The organism is Stenotrophomonas sp. STEN023, assembly GCF_056760135.1.
On the sequence record NZ_JBRREF010000043.1, the window covers coordinates 1 to 17,572 of the forward strand.

14 protein-coding genes and 3 tRNA genes are annotated in these 17,572 nt (G+C 64.5%); 6 read left to right on the forward strand and 11 right to left on the reverse strand.

Annotated features, from left to right (window positions below):
• Positions 1–169: 169 nt before the first annotated feature.
• The 3 genes from ACVOLV_RS13050 to ACVOLV_RS13060 form a co-directional block, all read right to left on the reverse strand.
• Positions 170–256 (reverse strand) — tRNA-Leu (locus tag ACVOLV_RS13050).
• 284 nt (positions 257–540) lie between these two features.
• Positions 541–627, reverse strand: a tRNA-Leu gene (locus ACVOLV_RS13055).
• Between the two features lie 225 nt (positions 628–852).
• A tRNA-Leu gene (locus ACVOLV_RS13060) sits at positions 853–939 on the reverse strand.
• A 115-nt stretch (positions 940–1,054) separates the two neighbouring features.
• On the opposite strand from ACVOLV_RS13060, the gene rnr reads away from it, so the two are divergent.
• The 3 genes from rnr (at position 1,055) to ACVOLV_RS13075 (ending at position 5,637) form a co-directional block, all read left to right on the forward strand.
• Complete coding sequence (gene rnr / locus ACVOLV_RS13065; RefSeq protein ID WP_481554777.1) at positions 1,055–3,571, forward strand: ribonuclease R; 2,517 nt, start codon at positions 1,055–1,057, stop codon at positions 3,569–3,571.
• A 123-nt stretch (positions 3,572–3,694) separates the two neighbouring features.
• Entirely contained in the window at positions 3,695–4,438 is a 744-nt protein-coding gene (gene rlmB, locus ACVOLV_RS13070) for a 23S rRNA (guanosine(2251)-2'-O)-methyltransferase RlmB (RefSeq protein ID WP_296252531.1), read from the forward strand.
• Positions 4,439–4,446: 8 nt separating this feature from the next.
• Complete coding sequence (locus tag ACVOLV_RS13075) at positions 4,447–5,637, forward strand: DmpA family aminopeptidase (protein ID WP_481554778.1); 1,191 nt, start codon at positions 4,447–4,449, stop codon at positions 5,635–5,637.
• Between the two features lie 168 nt (positions 5,638–5,805).
• On the opposite strand, the gene ACVOLV_RS13080 is transcribed toward ACVOLV_RS13075, so the two are convergent.
• From ACVOLV_RS13080 to ACVOLV_RS13090, 3 genes are read right to left on the reverse strand one after another with little or no spacing between them, the layout of a single operon-like run.
• On the reverse strand, positions 5,806–7,230 hold the full coding sequence (locus tag ACVOLV_RS13080; protein WP_481554779.1) for an efflux transporter outer membrane subunit: 1,425 nt from the start codon (positions 7,228–7,230) through the stop codon (positions 5,806–5,808).
• An 8-nt stretch (positions 7,231–7,238) separates the two neighbouring features.
• Positions 7,239–9,191: a MacB family efflux pump subunit gene (locus ACVOLV_RS13085; protein WP_481554780.1), complete on the reverse strand. Its 1,953-nt coding sequence runs from the start codon at positions 9,189–9,191 to the stop codon at positions 7,239–7,241.
• Positions 9,188–10,531, reverse strand: a complete 1,344-nt coding sequence (locus ACVOLV_RS13090) for an efflux RND transporter periplasmic adaptor subunit (RefSeq protein WP_481554804.1) — start codon at positions 10,529–10,531, stop codon at positions 9,188–9,190. The genes ACVOLV_RS13085 and ACVOLV_RS13090 overlap by 4 nt, the downstream gene beginning before the upstream one ends.
• A 198-nt stretch (positions 10,532–10,729) precedes the next feature.
• Between ACVOLV_RS13090 and ACVOLV_RS13095 the strand changes: the two genes are divergently transcribed.
• The 3 genes from ACVOLV_RS13095 (at position 10,730) to ACVOLV_RS13105 (ending at position 14,067) form a co-directional block, all read left to right on the forward strand.
• Positions 10,730–11,458 (forward strand): response regulator, encoded by a 729-nt coding sequence (locus tag ACVOLV_RS13095; protein WP_481554781.1) that lies wholly within the window; start codon positions 10,730–10,732, stop codon positions 11,456–11,458.
• Positions 11,455–12,855: an ATP-binding protein gene (locus tag ACVOLV_RS13100; RefSeq protein WP_481554782.1), complete on the forward strand. Its 1,401-nt coding sequence runs from the start codon at positions 11,455–11,457 to the stop codon at positions 12,853–12,855. The genes ACVOLV_RS13095 and ACVOLV_RS13100 overlap by 4 nt, the downstream gene beginning before the upstream one ends.
• Positions 12,856–13,311: 456 nt before the next feature.
• On the forward strand, positions 13,312–14,067 hold the full coding sequence (locus tag ACVOLV_RS13105; protein ID WP_481554783.1) for a GGDEF domain-containing protein: 756 nt from the start codon (positions 13,312–13,314) through the stop codon (positions 14,065–14,067).
• 12 nt (positions 14,068–14,079) lie between these two features.
• Here ACVOLV_RS13105 and rnt read toward each other — a convergent pair whose 3' ends face one another.
• The 5 genes from rnt to ACVOLV_RS13130 all read right to left on the reverse strand — a co-directional run bounded on the left by rnt (position 14,080) and on the right by ACVOLV_RS13130 (position 17,446).
• The gene (gene rnt / locus ACVOLV_RS13110) at positions 14,080–14,724 is read right to left on the reverse strand and encodes a ribonuclease T (protein WP_303746906.1); all 645 of its coding nucleotides are present in this window, start codon (positions 14,722–14,724) and stop codon (positions 14,080–14,082) included.
• Positions 14,725–14,945: 221 nt separating this feature from the next.
• The gene (locus ACVOLV_RS13115) at positions 14,946–15,713 is read right to left on the reverse strand and encodes an HvfC family RiPP maturation protein (protein WP_481554784.1); all 768 of its coding nucleotides are present in this window, start codon (positions 15,711–15,713) and stop codon (positions 14,946–14,948) included.
• Entirely contained in the window at positions 15,706–16,524 is an 819-nt protein-coding gene (locus ACVOLV_RS13120; RefSeq protein WP_481554785.1) for an HvfB family MNIO-type RiPP peptide maturase, read from the reverse strand. Before ACVOLV_RS13120 ends, ACVOLV_RS13115 begins: the two co-directional genes overlap by 8 nt.
• Positions 16,525–16,549: 25 nt before the next feature.
• A complete protein-coding gene (locus ACVOLV_RS13125; RefSeq protein ID WP_481554786.1) occupies positions 16,550–16,915 on the reverse strand; it encodes an HvfA family oxazolone/thioamide-modified RiPP metallophore in 366 nt (121 codons plus the stop codon).
• A 138-nt stretch (positions 16,916–17,053) separates the two neighbouring features.
• Positions 17,054–17,446, reverse strand: a complete 393-nt coding sequence (locus ACVOLV_RS13130; protein ID WP_481554787.1) for an RcnB family protein — start codon at positions 17,444–17,446, stop codon at positions 17,054–17,056.
• Positions 17,447–17,572: the final 126 nt, after the last annotated feature.

Consider the following 17,572-nt stretch of genomic DNA (forward strand, 5'->3'; position numbering starts at 1 on the left):
GCCGAGCCATGCTCGGCAAGGGGCTTTAGCGGTAATGCCGCTGCCGAGCATGGCTCGGCACTACAGGTTGGGATTGTCGGTAAAGCTTCTGCCGAGCATGGCTCGGCACTACAGATAAAAACCGCGGGCACAAAAAAACCCGCTTTCGCGGGTTGTTTCGTTTGAGTCATGGTGCCCAGGAGAGGACTCGAACCTCCACGGAGTTGCCCCCGCTAGCACCTGAAGCTAGTGCGTCTACCAATTCCGCCACCTGGGCGACTCAGGAGACGAATTGTGCCGAGTGTGAAGAAAACTGTCAACGATTTGCGTGAAGAAATTTCACGTCGCGGTAGATCAACTGTAGTGCCGAGCCATGCTCGGCAAGGGGCTTTACCGGTAAGGCCTCTGCCGAGCATGGTTGGGACTATCGGTATGGCCTCTGCCGAGCATGGCTCGGCACTACCGTCGGGATTATCGGCAAGGCTTCTGCCGAGCATGGCTCGGCACTACAAACCGCGGGCACAAAAAAACCCGCTTTCGCGGGTTGTTTCGTTTGAGTCGTGGTGCCCGGGAGAGGACTCGAACCTCCACGGAGTTGCCCCCGCTAGCACCTGAAGCTAGTGCGTCTACCAATTCCGCCACCCGGGCGACTCAGGAGCGAGATTATGTGGGACGTTTTTGGTGCCGTCAACAGTTTTGTGAAGAAGAGGCTAGCTCACCGTAGCCCGGGTAAGCGAAGCGCACCCGGGGCGCCTGCGGTGGCTGGTGGGCGTTGAGGATCCCAGGGCGCTTTGCTTGCCGCGGACTACCGCGGCTTGTTTACTCGACCCCGGAAACGAAAAAACCCGCTTTCGCGGGTTTGATCTTGAAACGTGGTGCCCAGAAGAGGACTCGAACCTCCACGGAGTTGCCCCCGCTAGCACCTGAAGCTAGTGCGTCTACCAATTCCGCCACCTGGGCACTTCAGGTCGCGCAGTTTGCAGAGGATGCGGATCTTTGTCAACGTTTTTTCTCAAACATCTGCAGTGATCGTGTGCGCACCCTGTACACCTAGGTGCATGTACCATGGAGGCTGATGAAAAACAAAAAGACCACTGGGGCCGACAAGGCCCGCAAGTCCGCCACCGGCAGCAAGCCGGGCAAGGCGCCGGGCAAAGCCCCCAAAGCAAAAACCGCCAAGCTGCCGCCATGGATGCCGGAGAGTCTGTCCGCACCGGCGAAAGCGGGCGCAGCAAAGCCAGGCAAGGCCGGCCCACGCGCCGCCGCCAAGCCAGGCAAACGCAAATTCACCGACGATGTCGCGCCGCAGAGTTTCGTGCGCGGGCGTCGCAAGTCCGCTCCACCGGTTGCGGCCTTCGATGATCCCTACGCATCGCGCGAAGCCGAGCGCTACGCGCAGCCGATTGCCAGCCGCGAGGCCATCCTGCAGTTGCTGGACCGCTGCGAAGGACCACAGAACGCCGAGGAAATCGCTGCGGCCTTGGGCCTGACCGAGCCGGATCGTGCCGACGCGCTGTCCAAGCGCCTTGGCGCGATGGTGCGCGACGGCCAGCTGGTGCAGAACCGCCGCGGCGGCTTCGCACCGGTCAGCCAGTTGAGCCTGATCCCCGGTGTGGTCATCGCCAACCCGGAAGGTTTTGGTTTCCTGCGCCCGGACGAAGGCGGCGACGATCTGTTCCTGTCGCCTTATGAGATGCGCAAGGTCATGCACGGTGATCGTGCACTGGCCAACGTCACCGGCATCGACCGCCGTGGCCGCCGTGAAGGCGCCATCGCCCGCGTGCTGGAGCGTGGCGTCAATCGTCTGATCGGGCATTTCAGCATCGAGGCTGGCATCAGCTACGTGGTGCCGGATGACAAGCGCATCCAGCGCAACATCCAGATCCCGGGCGACCTCACTGGTGGCGCCAAGGACGGGCAACTGGTCGTCTGCGAACTGACCCATGCACCGGATTCGCGGCGTCCCCCAATCGGCAAGATCATTGCCGTGCTCGGCGACAAACTGACCCCGTCGCTGGTGGTGGAAACCGCCATCCACGGCCATGAGCTGCCCTACGAGTTCCCGCCGGAAGTGCTGGACGAAGCCACGGCCGTGCCGTTGACGGTGGAAGCGTCGATGATCGGCAAGCGCGTGGACCTGCGTTCCATGCCGCTGGTCACCATCGATGGTGAGGATGCCAAGGACTTCGATGACGCGGTCTATTGCGAGCCGAACCGCGACGGTTTCCGTCTGGTGGTGGCCATTGCCGACGTCTCCAATTACGTGCGTCCCGGCACGCCGCTGGATGACGAAGCACAGCGCCGCGCGACCTCGGTGTACTTCCCCGGTTTCGTGGTGCCGATGCTGCCGGAGACGCTGTCCAACGGCATCTGCTCGCTGCGGCCGAAGGAAGACCGCATGTGCTTCGTCTGCGACATGCAGATCGGGCGCGATGGCCAGGTCAGTGAGTCCAAGTTCTACGAAGCGGTGATGAATTCACACGCACGCCTGACCTATACCCAGGTGTGGGCGGCGGTGGGCGAGGACGACGCGGACACCAAGGCCTTCATCGGCCCGTTACTGCCGCAGATCCAGAACCTGCACCAGCTCTACCGCATCCTGTCCAAGGCGCGCGAGCGCCGTGGCGCCATCGAGTTTGAATCCTCGGAAGTGCGCTTCGTGCTGGACAACCGTGGCGAGGTCACCCAGGCCGGCATGATGGTGCGCAACGACGCCCACAAGCTGATCGAGGAATGCATGATCGCCGCCAACGTCGAGGCCGCGCGCTACCTGCTGTCCAAGCATGTGCCGGCGCCGTTCCGCGTGCACGAGCGGCCGCCGGAGTCCAAGTTTGCCGACCTGCTGGAGTTCCTCAAGGAATTCAAGCTGAGTCTGCCGCCGTGGAGCAAGGTGCAGCCGGGCGATTACACCAAGCTGCTGAAGAAGGTGCGTGAGCGCCCGGATGCGGCATTGCTGGAGTCAGTGCTGCTGCGCAGCCAGTCGTTGGCGGTGTATTCGCCGGACAACAACGGTCACTTCGGGCTGGCGCTGGAGGCCTACGCGCACTTCACCTCGCCTATCCGTCGTTACCCCGATCTGCTGGTGCACCGTGCCATCAAGTACGCGCTGACTGGCGGCCCGCTGGAGAAGTACACCTATACCCCGCGCGAAATGGCGGCCTTGTCGCTGCAATGCTCCGAGCGTGAGCGTCGTGCCGACGAGGCCGAGCGCGAGGTCGACGAGCGTTTCCGCGCCGCATGGATGGAAAAGCACGTTGGCAGCCAGTTCGACGGCGTGATCAGCGGCGTGACCAGCTTCGGCCTGTTCGTCGAGCTGTACGAGTCCAAGGTCAATGGCCTGGTGCACGTGACCCAGCTGCCGCATGACTATTACCAGTTCGACCCGATCCGCAAGACGCTGAGCGGCGACCGCCGTGGCAACGAGTTCCGGCTCGGTGACCGGGTCCGCATCCTGGTGCTCAAGGCCAGCATGGAAGAGCGCAAGATCGACTTCCGTCTGGTCGAGGACAAGGACGGCAAGGTCGACCCGCCGGCACCGGCACCGCTGCCCGAACGGGGCAAGCCAGCCAAGCGCAGCAAGCAGAAGTATTGATGCCGGAAGCGGCCCTCGCAGCAGCGAAGGCCGCCTTTCCCGCACCCCGCAGGCCGGTGGCAGCTGCGGGCCGGGCCGAATCGGCCTACCATTGCCACCCCCAGAAGTCCCCATGTGACGCCCATGAGCAAGCAGAACCAGTGGATCGTCGGCGTCAATGCCGTTGCTTCGTCGATCGAGAAAGACCCCGAAAACGTCCGCGAGGTCCTGATCGAGGCCGGCGCCAAGAACCCGCGCCTGGTTGAGATCGAGGAAGAAGCCCTGCGCAAGGGCATCGACGTGCGCAAGGTCAACGCCCAGGCGCTGGGCGGCGTGGCCGGCCAGGTCCGCCACCAGGGCGTGGTCGCGCGCTATGCCGCGCCCAAGCTGTGGGACGAGAACGAGCTGAAAGGCCTGATCGAAGCGGCCGAAGGCAAGGCGCTGGTGCTGGTGCTGGACGAGGTACAGGACCCGCACAACCTTGGTGCCTGCCTGCGCAGCGCCGCCGCCGCTGGTGTCACCGCCGTTGTCATCCCCAAGGACAAGAGCGCCCCGGTCAATGCCACCGTGCGCAAGGTCAGCGCCGGCGCGGCCGACAGCATCCCGGTGGTGTCGGTGACCAATCTGGTCCGCTGCATCAAGGACATGCAGAAGCTGGGCGTGTGGGTGTACGGGCTGGCCGGTGAATCGGACACCACCATTCACAAGCTCGACCTGCGCGGCAACGTGGCGCTGGTGATGGGCGGCGAAGCCGACGGCATGCGCCGCCTGACCCGCGAAACCTGCGACCAGCTGGTGCGCATCCCGATGCCGGGCGACGTTGAGAGCCTCAATGTATCCGTGGCCACGGGTGTGGCATTGTTCGAGGCAGTCCGCCAACGCCTGTAAGGAACACCATGCCCCGCACGCCGCATCGTCTTTTTCTCCGATTGACTGTGGCGCTGGCGGGGCTTTGTGTCCTGAGCGCTGCCGCCCAGGACGCACCGCGCGTACGCGCACGTGATCTGGGCGTCGCGCCGGGCATCTTCAGCCCCGGCAGCAACAATGCGATCACCGATGTGGCCGGCGTGCGCGTCGGTCAGGTGACGCTGAGTACCGGCAATACGGTGCGCACCGGCGTTACCGCAATCCTGCCGCACCCCGGCAATACTTATCGCTCGCGCGTGCCAGCGGCGCTGCATGTCGGCAATGGCTTCGGCAAATTTGTCGGCAGTACCCAGGTCAACGAACTGGGCGAACTGGAAACCCCGATCCTGCTGACCTGCACGCTGTGCGTGTGGAAAGCGGCCGATGCGATGGCCGATTGGATGCTGGCGCAACCGGACATGCAGCAGGTGCGCTCGCTCAATGTGGTCGTGGGCGAGACCAACGATGGCGGTCTCAATGACATCCGCGCGCGACCGGTCACTGCTGATGCGGTGCGTCGGGCATTGGAGAGCGCGAAGGGCGGACCGGTGCAGGAAGGCAGTGTCGGCGCTGGCACCGGCACGGTGGCATTCGGCTGGAAGGGCGGCATTGGTACGTCATCGCGCAAGCTGCCCGAGAGCCTTGGCGGCTGGACCGTGGGCGTGTTGGTGCAGGCCAATTTTGGCGGCGTGTTGCAGGTGGAAGGCGCGCCGGTCGGGCGTGAGCTGGACCGTTATGCGTTCCAGAACGCAGTCGCCGCGCAGGACAATGTGCGCGGGCTTGCCGATGATCGCGGCGATGGCTCGGTGATCATTGTTGTGGCCACCGATGCGCCCTTGTCGGATCGCAACCTGCGGCGTCTGGCCTCACGCGGGATGATGGGTTTGGGGCGGACGGGTAGTTCGGCATCCAACGGCAGCGGCGACTATGTGCTGGCGTTTTCAACCGCCGAATCGGTGCGGCGTGGGTTTGATGCGGCGCAGCTGCAGACCACTGAACTGGCGAACGAGCAGATGAGCGCGGTGTTCCAGGCCAGCGTCGATGCGGTGGAAGAGTCGGTTTACAACGCTCTGTTCATGGCGACCACGGTGAGTGGTAATGGGCAGACGGTGGAGGCTATTCCGTTGGACAAGGTGCGGGAGGTTCTGCAGCGGCATGGGGTGAACGCGCCGGGGCAGTAGGGGGCCCGGAGTGCTGCAGATCCAAGCGATGCCTGACGCAATCCCTTCTCCCGCGGGCGGGAGAAGGTGGCCGAAGGGCGGATGAGGGGAGCTTTTGACTTTCCCTTGCTAGAAGCTTCCCCTCACCCCAACCCCTCTCCCGTGAACGGGAGAGGGGCTTAAGCGGCATTACTGCTGCTGTTGGGCCCCACCACCCAGCGCCTTGTACAGCGTCACATCATTCACCAGCTGGCTGCGCTTGGTCTGCGCCAGCGACAACTCGGCGTTGCGGCGGGTCTGCTCCGCTTCCAGCCACGTGCGCAGATCGGTAGCACCAGCGCGATAGCGCACCTCGTACAAACGCGCGATCTCCACCGCCTCGTCATACGAAGCCTGGGCGGCAGCGACCTGCTCAGCCAGGCGGGTGCGTGCCGACAAGGCGTTGTCCACTTCCGACAGCGCGGTATACAGCGTGCGGCGGAAATCATTGGCGGCGATCTGATACGACAGATCCGCCGATTTGATATCCAGCTGCATCTGCCGGAATTTCAGGAACGGCAGGCTCAAGCCCGCACCCAGCGTCGCCACTGGATTGGTCAGCACATCGCCCAGTGAAGTGGCAGAACTGCCTACCGAGCCACTCAGGCTCAGGCTGGGGTAGTAGCTGGTGGCCGTCACCTTGATGCTCTTCAGCGACTGCCGCAGGCGCAGCTCGGCAGCGCGCAGGTCCGGTCGGCGTGCCAGCAACTCGGCAGGCATGCCTTCAACCAGGGCCGGGCTCTGCGCGACATCCAGGTTCTGCGGTTCGTTCGCCAGTGGCCAGGGCTGGCCATCCAGCAGCACGGTCAAGGCATTACGGGTCTCCACCCGTTGCTGTTCCAGCTGCGATTGCGCAGCCTTCTGGCTCTCGATGTTCTGCTGTGCCTGACGCACTTCCAGCCGCGAAACGCCACCAGCATCGAACTGGGTCTGCACCAATGAAGCAGTACGCTGCAAACGCTCAAGATTGGCCTGGCCGGTGGCAATCGCCTGGTTGAGATAACCCAGCTGCCAGTACAGCTCGGTGCTCTGGCCGACCAGGCTCAGCGCCGTACTCTGCAGGTCCTGCGCGGTGGCCTGCGCTTCCCAGCGGGCGATATCGCGCTGGCCACGCAGCTTGCCCCACAGGTCCAGCTCCCAGCCCAGCGAGACGCTGGCGCTGTTGTTGCGCGACCAGTCGTCGCTGCTGTCGATGCTGCGGCTGCTATTGGCGCTGACCGAGCCGCTGGCTTGCGGCCACAGGTCGGCACTGGCCAAGCCAGCTTGGGCGCGGGCACGTTCCAGCTTCAAACCGGCCGAGGCCATGTCGGTGTTGCTGGCCAGCACGCGCTCGATCAGCTGGTCCAGGTTCGGATCGGCGAAGCCTTGCCACCAGGCGTCGGCATGCACATCGGCAACCGGTGCGGTCACTTCGTGCTCGATGGCCTGCACCGGTGCATTGGCGGCGGCATCGCCACGGCCGTAGACAGTGGGCACGCGCAGGTCGGCGGCAGGGTCGGCGCTGGGCGTGGTGGCGCAGCCGACCAAGGCAGCAGTCAAGGCAGCGGAGAGTAGTACGGGACGCAGTGCTTTCATGGTCATCTTCATTCGCGGGCCAAGGCCTCGACCGGGTCGAGCTGGGCGGCGTTGCGGGCCGGCAGGAAGCCGAACGCCACGCCGATCAGGGTCGAGCAGGCGAAGGCGGCAACGATCGAGCCGGTGGAGAACAGCAGGGTGAAGCTGGCACCAAAGGTCTGGAAGGCCCAGCCGATCGACAGCGCCAGCGCGATGCCTAGCACGCCGCCGAGCAGGCAGACCAATACCGCTTCGATCAGGAATTGCTGGCGGATATCGCTTTGCCGCGCACCCACTGCCATGCGCACGCCGATCTCGCGGGTACGCTCGGTCACCGATACCAGCATGATGTTCATCACGCCGATGCCGCCGACCACCAGTGCAATCGCGGCGATCGCGCCGATCAGCAAGGTCATGGTCTTGGTGGTGGACTCGATGGTCTCGCGGATCTCGGCAGTGTTGCTGAGGAAGAAGTCCTCGGTGCCGTGGCGCAGGGTCAGCAGTTTGGTGATCGCCGATTGCGCGGCATCTATCGGCGTGTCGTCCTTGACCCGCAAGGTGATGCTGCTCAGGTAGGTCTGCCCCAGCATGCGTGCCATCACCGTGGTGTACGGCACCCAGACGCTGAGATTGGTGCTGCCACCAAAGCCCATCGACTGGCGCTTGGCCACACCGATCACCCGCGCCGGCACATTGCCCAGCAGCACCACCTTGCCGAGCGGATCATCACTGCCAAATAGCTGGCTGCGCGTGTTCTCGTCGATCACCACCACCTGTGCCAGGCCCTTTACTTCGCTTTCATCGAAGTAGCGACCGCTGATCAAGGTCATGCCCTTGACCCGGAAGTATTGGTCACCGATGCCGGCAACCTGCGCCGAAGCGGCCTTGTTGCCTACACGTGCGGTCACCGAACTGGACACGCTGGGGGTGACGCTGTCGATGTAACTCTGCGTGGCGAGTGCTTCGGCATCGCTGCTTTTCAGTGTCTGTACGCGACCGGAGCGCATGTCGCCGAAGCCTTTGCCCGGATACACGTCGATGGTGTTGGTGCCCAGCGAGGATATGTTCTGCAGGATCTGCTGCTGAGAGCCGTTGCCCATCGCCACCACCGACACCACCGAGGCGATGCCGATGATGATGCCGAGCATGGTCAGGAAGGTGCGCAGGCGGTGCGCGTTCATTGCCAGCAAGGCCATGCGGAAGGCTTCGACGAAACGATCGCGCGCGGCCTGGAAAGCACTGCCGCCGGTGCGCACGGGGGCAGGGCGTTGCTGTTTCTGCAGTGCTGGCACCTTGTCGTTGCGACGGTCGGCGACGATCACGCCATCGTGGATTTCGATGATGCGCTGGGCGTGCTCGGCCACGTGCATGTCGTGGGTGACGATGATGATGGTCTGGCCCTCGGCATGCAGCTCGCCGAGGATGTTCATCACTTCTTCGCCCGAGGCGCTGTCCAACGCGCCGGTGGGTTCGTCGGCCAGGATCACCTCGCCGCCGTTCATCAGCGCACGCGCGATCGAGACGCGCTGCTGCTGGCCGCCGGACAGCTGGCCCGGCTTGTGGCCCATGCGGTCGCTCAGGCCCAGCCGCGCGAGCAGCGCCTCGGCGCGGCTGCGGCGGGCGTCGGCAGGCGTACCGGCATAGATCGCCGGTACTTCCACGTTGCCGCGTGCATCCAGATCGCCCAGCAGGTGATAGCGCTGGAAGATGAAGCCGAAGTGTTCGCGGCGCAGCTCGGCCAGTTCGTCCGGTTGCATGCGTCCAGTTTCGCGGCCGGCTACTTTGTAGGAACCCACGGTGGGGCGGTCCAGGCAGCCGAGGATGTTCATCAAGGTCGACTTGCCCGAACCGGACTGGCCAACGATGGCGACCATCTCGCCGGCGTGGATGTCGAGGTTGACGTCCTTGAGCACGGCGATGGTGTCCTCGCCGGCCGGAAACTCGCGACGCAGGTCGCGCAGTTGCAGGAGTGGCTGGCTCATCGGCGCGGGCCGCCCATCATCGGACCCATCGGACTGCGCTGGTTGCTGCTCGACTTCTCGCCAGCGGTGACTTCGCCGACCACGACCAGCTCGCCTTCCTTCAGGCCTTCCAGTACTTCGACGTTGGAGCCGTTGTTGAGGCCGACCTTGATCGTGCGCGGCTCCGGCTGGCCGTCCTTGTTGACCACGCGAACCACGTAGCTGTTGCTCTTGGCCAGTGCGGCGGCATCCGGCTGGCGGCGCTGCTGGCGCTGGCCTTCCTGCTTGCTGCGGGCGGCGCGCTGCTCGCCATTGGCGGCATTCGGGCCGCGGTCGCGGCCGCCTTCCGGCACCTTGGGGCCGAGTGCGACGGTGGGGATCAACAGCGCATCCTTGGCCTGGGCCAGCATCACCGAGACCTGCGCGGTCATGTCGATGCGCAGCGTGCCGTCCGGGTTCTCGACGTCGAACAGTGCGTTGTAGTACACGGCGGTGCTGGAGCTGGATGAGGACGAACTGCTGGAGGTGGTGCTGTCGGTGCTGATCGAGGCAGGCGCCGGGTTCACCGTACGCAGCTTGGCTTCGTACTTGTGGTCCGGGTTGCCGAGGATGGTGAAGTACACCGGCATGCCGGGCTTGATCTTGACCACGTCGGCTTCGGAGATCTCGGCATTCACCGTGACCAGATCCAGTCGTGCCAGCTTGACGATGGTCGGTGCCGACTGGTTGGCGTTGACCGTACGACCTTCTTCGGCAACCACCGCGACCACGGTGCCGTCGATGGGCGCGGTGATGCGGGTATAGCCGAGGTTGGCCTGGGCGGTGCCCAGTTCGGTTTCGCGCTGGCGGATCTGCGCATCGAGTGCACGGATCTGCGCGCGGGTGCTGGCCAGGTTGGCCTCGGCCGACTCGTAGTCGGCGCGCGAGGTGGCTTCGGCGGCCAGCATCTCCTTCTGGCGGGCGAAGGCCAGCTCGGACTCCTTCAGTGAGGCGGTCTGCACCGCGCGCTGGGCGCGGATGTTCTCCAGCGCGGCTTCGGCATTCTTCAGGCTGTTTTCCTGGGTAACCGAGTCGATCTCGGCGATCAGGTCGCCTTGTTTGACCACATCGCCCAGCTGCACCTTCAGCACCTTGATCTGGCCGGAAGCCTGGGCGCCGACGCTGACCAGCTTGTAGGCATCGATCACGCCGGTGGCGTCGACGGTCTGTTCCAGATCGCCACGGCTGACCGGAGAGGTGGCCATCGAAGGGGCAGCGGGCTTGCGTGTGGCCCAGAACACGCCGCCGGCGATCAGGGCGACGATGGCAGCGGCAAGCAGGATGCGATTGCGGCGGGAGGAGGGCAGCAGCTTCACGGTGATCAGGCACTCAGGCTGGGCCGCAGCGTGCGGCGTTGAAGCCAGTGTGGTCAGCACCCTGTTCAGCCTCAAGGCACAGTGTGTGTCGGCGTGTATCAGGTTCAGCAAGCCATGTATCGGCGTGTATCAAGTGCAGGTGTTGATACACGCCGATACGTATGCGGGCGCGCACGACGATCCGCTAGCATGGATCATTGGCCCATGACGGACATACAGACCTTGCACCGCTTGTTGGTGGTAGACGACGACAGTGACATCCGCAGCCTGCTGGCCGAGCAACTGGGCCGGGCAGGCTATGCCGTGAGCACGGCGGCCGATGGCAACGAGATGCGCCAGGTATTGGCGCGCGAGCACATCGACCTGATCGTGCTGGACCTGAATCTGCCGCGCGAAGACGGCCTGGCGCTATGCCGTGAGCTGCGCGTGCGCTCGACCACGCCGGTGATCATGCTGACCGCACGCAGCGAACCGATTGATCGCGTGCTGGGGCTGGAAATGGGCGCCGATGATTACCTGGCCAAGCCCTTCGAGCCGCGCGAGCTGCTGGCGCGTATCCGCAACGTGTTGCGCCGGACCGAGGCCTTGCCGACCAACATGGAGCCGCTGGCGATGCGTCGGGCGCTCTTTTCCGGCTGGGTATTCGATCTGGAACACCGGCATTTGGTAGATCCGGCCAAACGGGTGGTGATGCTGTCTGGTGCCGAGTTCCGCCTGCTGCGGGTGCTGGTGGCACATGCCAACAAGGTGTTGTCACGCGAACAGTTGGTATCGCTGAGCAGCGGTCGCAACTACGAATCGCAGGACCGCGCCATCGACCTGCAGATCAGCCGCCTGCGGCAGAAGCTGGCTGATGCTGGCGGTGCCGACGGCCTGATCAAGACCGTGCGCAACGAGGGCTATGTGTTCGCCAGTGCGGTGACGCTGGAATGAAGCGGCTGCGCCTGTTCCTGTCGTCGATGGCCGGGCGGCTGTTCGTCATCCTGCTGGTCGGCATGATGGTGGCGGCGATTGGCGCGACGCTGCTGGCCGAGAGCCGACGCCAGCAGGAGTTCGAGCGGCAGAACCTTGCCCGTATCGCCGATCGGCTGCAGGGCTTCGTCAATCTGCTGGACGGCAATCCGGAGCTGCGCAGCCGCCTGCTGGCCGTTGGCGGGCCCAATGTACGTGAGGTCAAAGGCGAGGTCCGTACTGGGGACATGGACAGGGCGCTGATGGACGTGCTGGCCGCGCGCGGTGGCGCGCTTGCCAGTGCACAGGTGCGCGCCAGCAGCTTCCGTGCCTGCATGCCGCCATTACCCGAGTTCCTGCCGCCGCCCGATCGCGGGCAGCGTCCTTCGCACCGGCACGAGCGCGACCCGGCGTTCACTCCGCCACGCTGCCGGCTGGTGGAGTTGAAGCTCAGCGACGGTACCCCGCTGCGGCTTGCGCTGGAATACCCTGCGATGGCACGGCGCTCGGCGTCGGCATTTGATCCGTGGTTCCTGTCGCTGCTGGCGCTGGCGATTGGTTTGTTGGCCTATCTGGTTGCACGTATCGCCAGTTCGCCACTGCAACGCTTGGCAACGCATGCCACCGAACTCGGCCACGACCTGCAGCGGGCCCCCTTGCCGGTGTCCGGGCCGCTCGAAGTGCAGCGCGCCGCCGAGGCGTTCAATGCCATGCAGCTGCGGCTGCAGCGGCACCTCGGCGAGCGCACACAGATGCTGGCGGCGATCACCCACGATCTGCAGACGCCATCGACGCGGCTGCGACTGCGGCTGGAAAACGTGCAGGACGAACAGTTGCGCGAACGCCTGATTGGTGATCTTGCCGCGATGCAGGCCTTGATCCGTGAAGGCCTGGAACTCGCCCGCAGCGCCGAGAGTGCCGAGCAACGCGCCGCATTGGATCTGGATTCATTGCTGGAAAGCGTGGTCGAGGATGCCGCCGAATCCGGGCATGATGCGGTGCTGGAGCAGGGGAGCGGCGCGGTGCTGATGCTGCGGCCGTTGGCGATGCGGCGTTTGTTCTCCAACCTGGTCGACAACGCGGTGAAGTACGGCCGCGCCGCGTATGTAAGCGCACGCCGCGACGGTGCCGCCGTGGAGGTGCGGGTGCGCGACAACGGGCCAGGCTTGGCCGAGGAAGAGCTGGAAGCGGTGTTCACCCCGTTCCTGCGCCTGGAGACCTCGCGCTCGCGCGAGACCGGTGGTGCCGGCCTTGGCCTGACCATCGCCCGCGCGCTGGCCGAGAAGGACGGTGCAAGCCTGGTCCTGCGCAACCACCCGCAAGGCGGCCTGGAGGCCATCGTTCGCTGGGAAGCACCGCAGTGGCCAGCCAACGGATAAGGCCGGTGCTGTTTGTGGGAGCGGTGTAAACCGCGAAGCTACAGAATCTTCCGGAGCCGGCAGCGGTGAACCACCATCTGTGTCTCAAACGTAGGAAGCTCCAGCCGCAATCTGTCAGATATCCAGCTTCGCGGCTGACGCCGCTCCTACAAACGCTGCCGCTGCGGCGTTGCTGTCATCAGCTCGACAAGCTTTCACACTGCCAATCACACTCCAGCGAAAATCCCGGGCGGGCGGCAGTCTTGGTTCCTGCAAGCTCCCGACGGTTTGCTAGTATCCCCGGATCAGCTTGGGGCACGAACGATGGCAGCAGGGAACAATCCGATCACCCGGTCGAGCGAGGGGCTACGCGCACGGTGGGGCAGGGCGAATGTCTTTGCAGGTCTACGCCAGTCAGCGCTGTTGTTGATGGCGGCAGCTGCCACCACACCGGCTTGCGCGCAAGGCGCTGCGAAGGTGTCTTTGCCAGCCTCGCAGTTGGCAATACTGCCGCTGCCCGGCTTGCTCACCGCCCTTTGCATACTGTTGCTGCTGGCCGTGCTGTGGCTGGCGATGCAGCTCAGGCAGCAGCGCGGGCAAGCACAACAACTGGCTGCCCGGGAACAGGCGCGATCGGATCAGCTGCACCAGCAGAACGGCCGACTGGAAGCAGCCTTGCTGGAAAAGGCCGAGCTCGAGCACAAACTGCGCGAGCAGGCCGAAGCATTTGAGCGACTGGCCAATGAAGATGATCTCAGCGGGCTGCCCAACCGCCGCGCGTTTGACGACGTGCTGGCGCGTGACATGGCAGCAGCACGTCGCACCGGGCGCTCGTTGAGCCTGGTGGTGCTGAGCATCGATCACCTCAAGCAGATCAATGCCGAGTGGTCGCGTGCAGTTGGTGATCTGGTGCTGTGCGAAGTAGGCGATCTGATGCGGCGCAGCCTGCGTGCATCCGATATGCCGGCACGGCTGGGCAACAAGGAGTTCGCCGTGCTGTTGGCTGATACCGCACTGCCCGAGGCCGAGATCGCCTGCCAGCGCCTGCAACGTCTGTTCGGCCAGTACGCCGAGTGGGGCGGCCATGAGGCCGGTGACATCAAGGTCAGTTTCAGTGCTGGCGTTGTGCAGCTGGGTGAAGACGATCAGGCGCCGGTACTGTTCTACCAGCGTGCAAAGAACGCATTGGCACAGGCGAAGAAGGACGGCCGCGCAAGAACCTGCGCGGCCTGAGAACGTTACAGTTCAGCGACCGGGTGCGGTCGGCCAGGCGTTGACGATCTTGCAGAACAGGCGTGCGGTTTGCTCGGTGTCGTACACCGCGCTGTGCGCTTCGCTCGCGTCCCATTCAAAACCAGCCGCCTGCACCGAGCGGGCGAGTACGGTCTGGCCATAAGCCACGCCGGCAAGCGTCACTGTGTCGAACACGCTGAACGGATGGAAGGGGTTGCGCTTGTGGCCACTGCGGGCGACGGTGGCGTTGACGAAATTCAGGTCGAAATGGGCGTTGTGGCCGACCAGGATCGCGCGCTGGCAGTTGTACTTCTTCATTGCGGCACGCACCGGCGCGAATACGTGCTCCAGCGCGTCACGCTCAGGCTTGGCCAGGCGGAACGGGTGGTCGAGCACGATGCCGGTGACTTCCAGCGATTTGGGGTCGATTTCGGTGCCTTCGGCGGGGATCACATGCGCGCTGGCGGTCTGGCCCGGGTAGAGCAGGCCGTTCTCGTCCATCTCCACCGGCACGGCGGCGATCTCCAGCAGGGCATGGCGATTACAGTCAAAGCCGCCCGTTTCCACGTCCACCACCACCGGCAGGAAGCCACGGAAGCGTTGCGCCATCGGTGTGAAAGCAGGGCGGGGGACCGAGGGTTCAGCAAATTCGTTCATCGCAATAGGGTAGCAGAGCGGGTCAAGTGGCCGTGTCAGCAAGGGGCGGCAAGCGCTGTGGGGCGCCTGCAGTGCCGAGCCATGCTCGGCAGGGGCTTTACCGATGTAGTGCCGTGCCATGCTCGGCAGGGGCTTTACCGGTAGAGCCTCAGCCGAGCATGGCTCGGCTGTACAGGGGCATTCCCGGTAATGCCGAAAGCCAACCCCTCCCCAACCCTCCCCTACGGCTTCGGCGCAAGGGAGGGGGCAGAAGCACCCAGCAAACAGCCCTTGTCCCGCAATTGCTGCAGCATTGCCGTGCCATTGCTGATGAAAACAGCATCCGCCGCTGTACCTGCCTCAACTGCCAACGCCCACAGCTGCTCAAGCCCACTGAGTTCGGGAAACTGCTCCAGCCTCTCCAGCAAGCGGTACAGCAACGGCGAGAGCTCGGAGAACAGAATAGTTCCGTCAGTCTCGCGTCTGGCCAGCAATAAAGTCGGCTGCAGCGGCGGCTCACCGGGCTGATATTCCAGACCAATCCTATGCACTGGCCACTGGTAGGCCAGCGCCCGACACCAGGGCGAGCAGACCGGGCTGCCAGTCAGCAGGTCAGCATCAGGGTCATGCGCTGGTAGCGGCTCGTCGCCTATCTTCAGCGCCAACTCGATCCATTCGTAATGCGCCAGTTCCAGCAACCACGGCGCTTGCGGATCGGCCGGCCGACTGTCCAGAAAGGCAATGAACTCCTGGCCGATCTCCGGGAACAGCGGCGTATGCGCGCTGTGCTCGCGACAGAAAACACGCACCAGCTGCTGCCAGCGCGACTCACCCAAGGTACGCGCGATCACCGGAAAATTGGCGGCCAGCAGACTCTGGATATTGTTGAAGTACAGCTCGCGGTACACCTGCATGCGTGTGTCGTCGATGCCTGCCGGAGCAGGCTGTTGCGACGGATCGCGCAGGTGCGCGGCGAAGCGCATCTGTAATTCGCGCAGTGACTCAGCCATGAGCGGCCTGCTGCAATTGACGGATACGCATCAATTCTTCCAGCAGCTCGGGCAGCGGCGGGAAGTTGAAGTCGCGCTCCAGCAGGGTGGGGCGCACGCCGTGCAAGGCATAGGTGTCGGCCAGCAAGGCCCATACATCACCCTTGACCGGCATGCCATGGGTGTCGATCTTCAGGTCTTCGGCTTCGTCGTGATGGCCGGCAACGTGGTAACTGGCAATGCGCTGCGAGGGCAGCCGTGCAAGAAAGGCGCGGGCGTCATAGCCATGGTTGATGGCGTTGACGTAGACGTTGTTGACGTCGAGCAGCAGCTCGCAATCGGCCTCTTCGAGCACGGCGTTGATGAAATCGGCCTCGTCCATGTCGGCTGCAGGTACAGCGTAGTAGGAGGCGTTTTCCACGGCGATGCGACGACCGAGGATGTCCTGGGCCTGGCGGATACGCGCGGCAACATGGTGCACGGCTTCGGCGGTGAACGGCAGCGGCAGCAGTTCGTAGAGATGGCCGTCATCCGTGCACCAGCTCAGGTGCTCGCTGTACAGCGCGACCTTGTGCTGGTCGAGGAAGCGCCGCGTGCGCGCAAGGAATTCCACATCCAGCGGGGCGGGGCCACCCAGCGACAGCGACAGGCCATGGCAGCTGAGCGGGTGCCGCTGCGACAGCGCGGACAGCGCTTCGCCCAAACTGCCGCCAACGCCGATCCAGTTATCCGGAGCGCATTCGAGAAAATCGAATGCGCCAGCCGGTGCAGCCGCCAAGGCGTCGAGCAGCGAGCGCCGCAGGCCCAGGCCAGCACTGGCCTGGGCAGGCATGCGCTGGTGGAGTGGTGTGCCGGGCTTAGTGCTTACCGCCACACTTGCCCTCACCACACTTGCCTTCAGCCTTGGCTTTGTCTGCAGTGGCAGCTGCTTCGCCCTCGGCCTTGGTGGCGTCGGTCTTGGGCTTGTCCTTGTCGGCGCCGCACTTGCCTTCGCCACATTTACCTTCGCCGCACTTGCCTTCGGCCTTCTGCTTGGCGGCAGCGTCGGCATTTTGTTCGGTAGTTGCAGTGGCTTGCGCTTCAGCGGTTGGCGGGGTCTGGACGCTGGCGCCGAGGGCGTAGCCCTGGGCCAGGTCGGTCATGGCAAAAGCAGGTGCCGCCATGCCGCCGAGCAGGGCTGCGCCCAGGGCGAGGGAGGCGGGTTTGCGGATGTCGATGGCCATTGGAATGTCTCCGGTAGTGGTAGGGCCGGGGGGAGGCTGGAGCTTAGCAAGCGCCCGCTGCCAACGGCGCCACCTTGCCATCGTTGGAATGACAACGGGCCCACTTGGGGCCCGTGTCGATTCAGCTGGCGATGGGGATCAGCGGTGACCGTTGACGATATCGATGATCAAGCCGGTGGCTACTGCCATCAGCACATAGCGGTCATCGACCTTGCGCCATTCGTTGCCGCGGCCGGGCCTGCGCAGCCCATGCTTGCTGTAATCAGCAATACGGTTGCCGCGCTGGTTCTGCGGCAGGCGCTCGCCCTTGCGTGGCGCATGGTGCGCGCTGTTGTTGGACGCATGGCGTGCTCCGTTGTGCGCGGCAGGCGCAGGAGCATTGTTGCCGTGGCTTTGGGCGTGGGGTGCAGACGCATGGGCTGACTTGTCGTGACGGCTGTCGTCACGGTCACGATCCTGCGTGGGGCCGGCAAAGGCGGCACCGGAGGCCAGCAGGGACAGGCTCAGGAGGGGGGCAGCGATACGCTTCATGGCAATTCCTCAATGCGCGGCGGGAGTGCTGCGGACGAGTCCATGCTCGGAAAAATTGCGTGAATGCGTGATTAAAAATGCCAGCCGGGGCGTATCGCTTTGTACCGTTGTGTATCGACCCGCCGC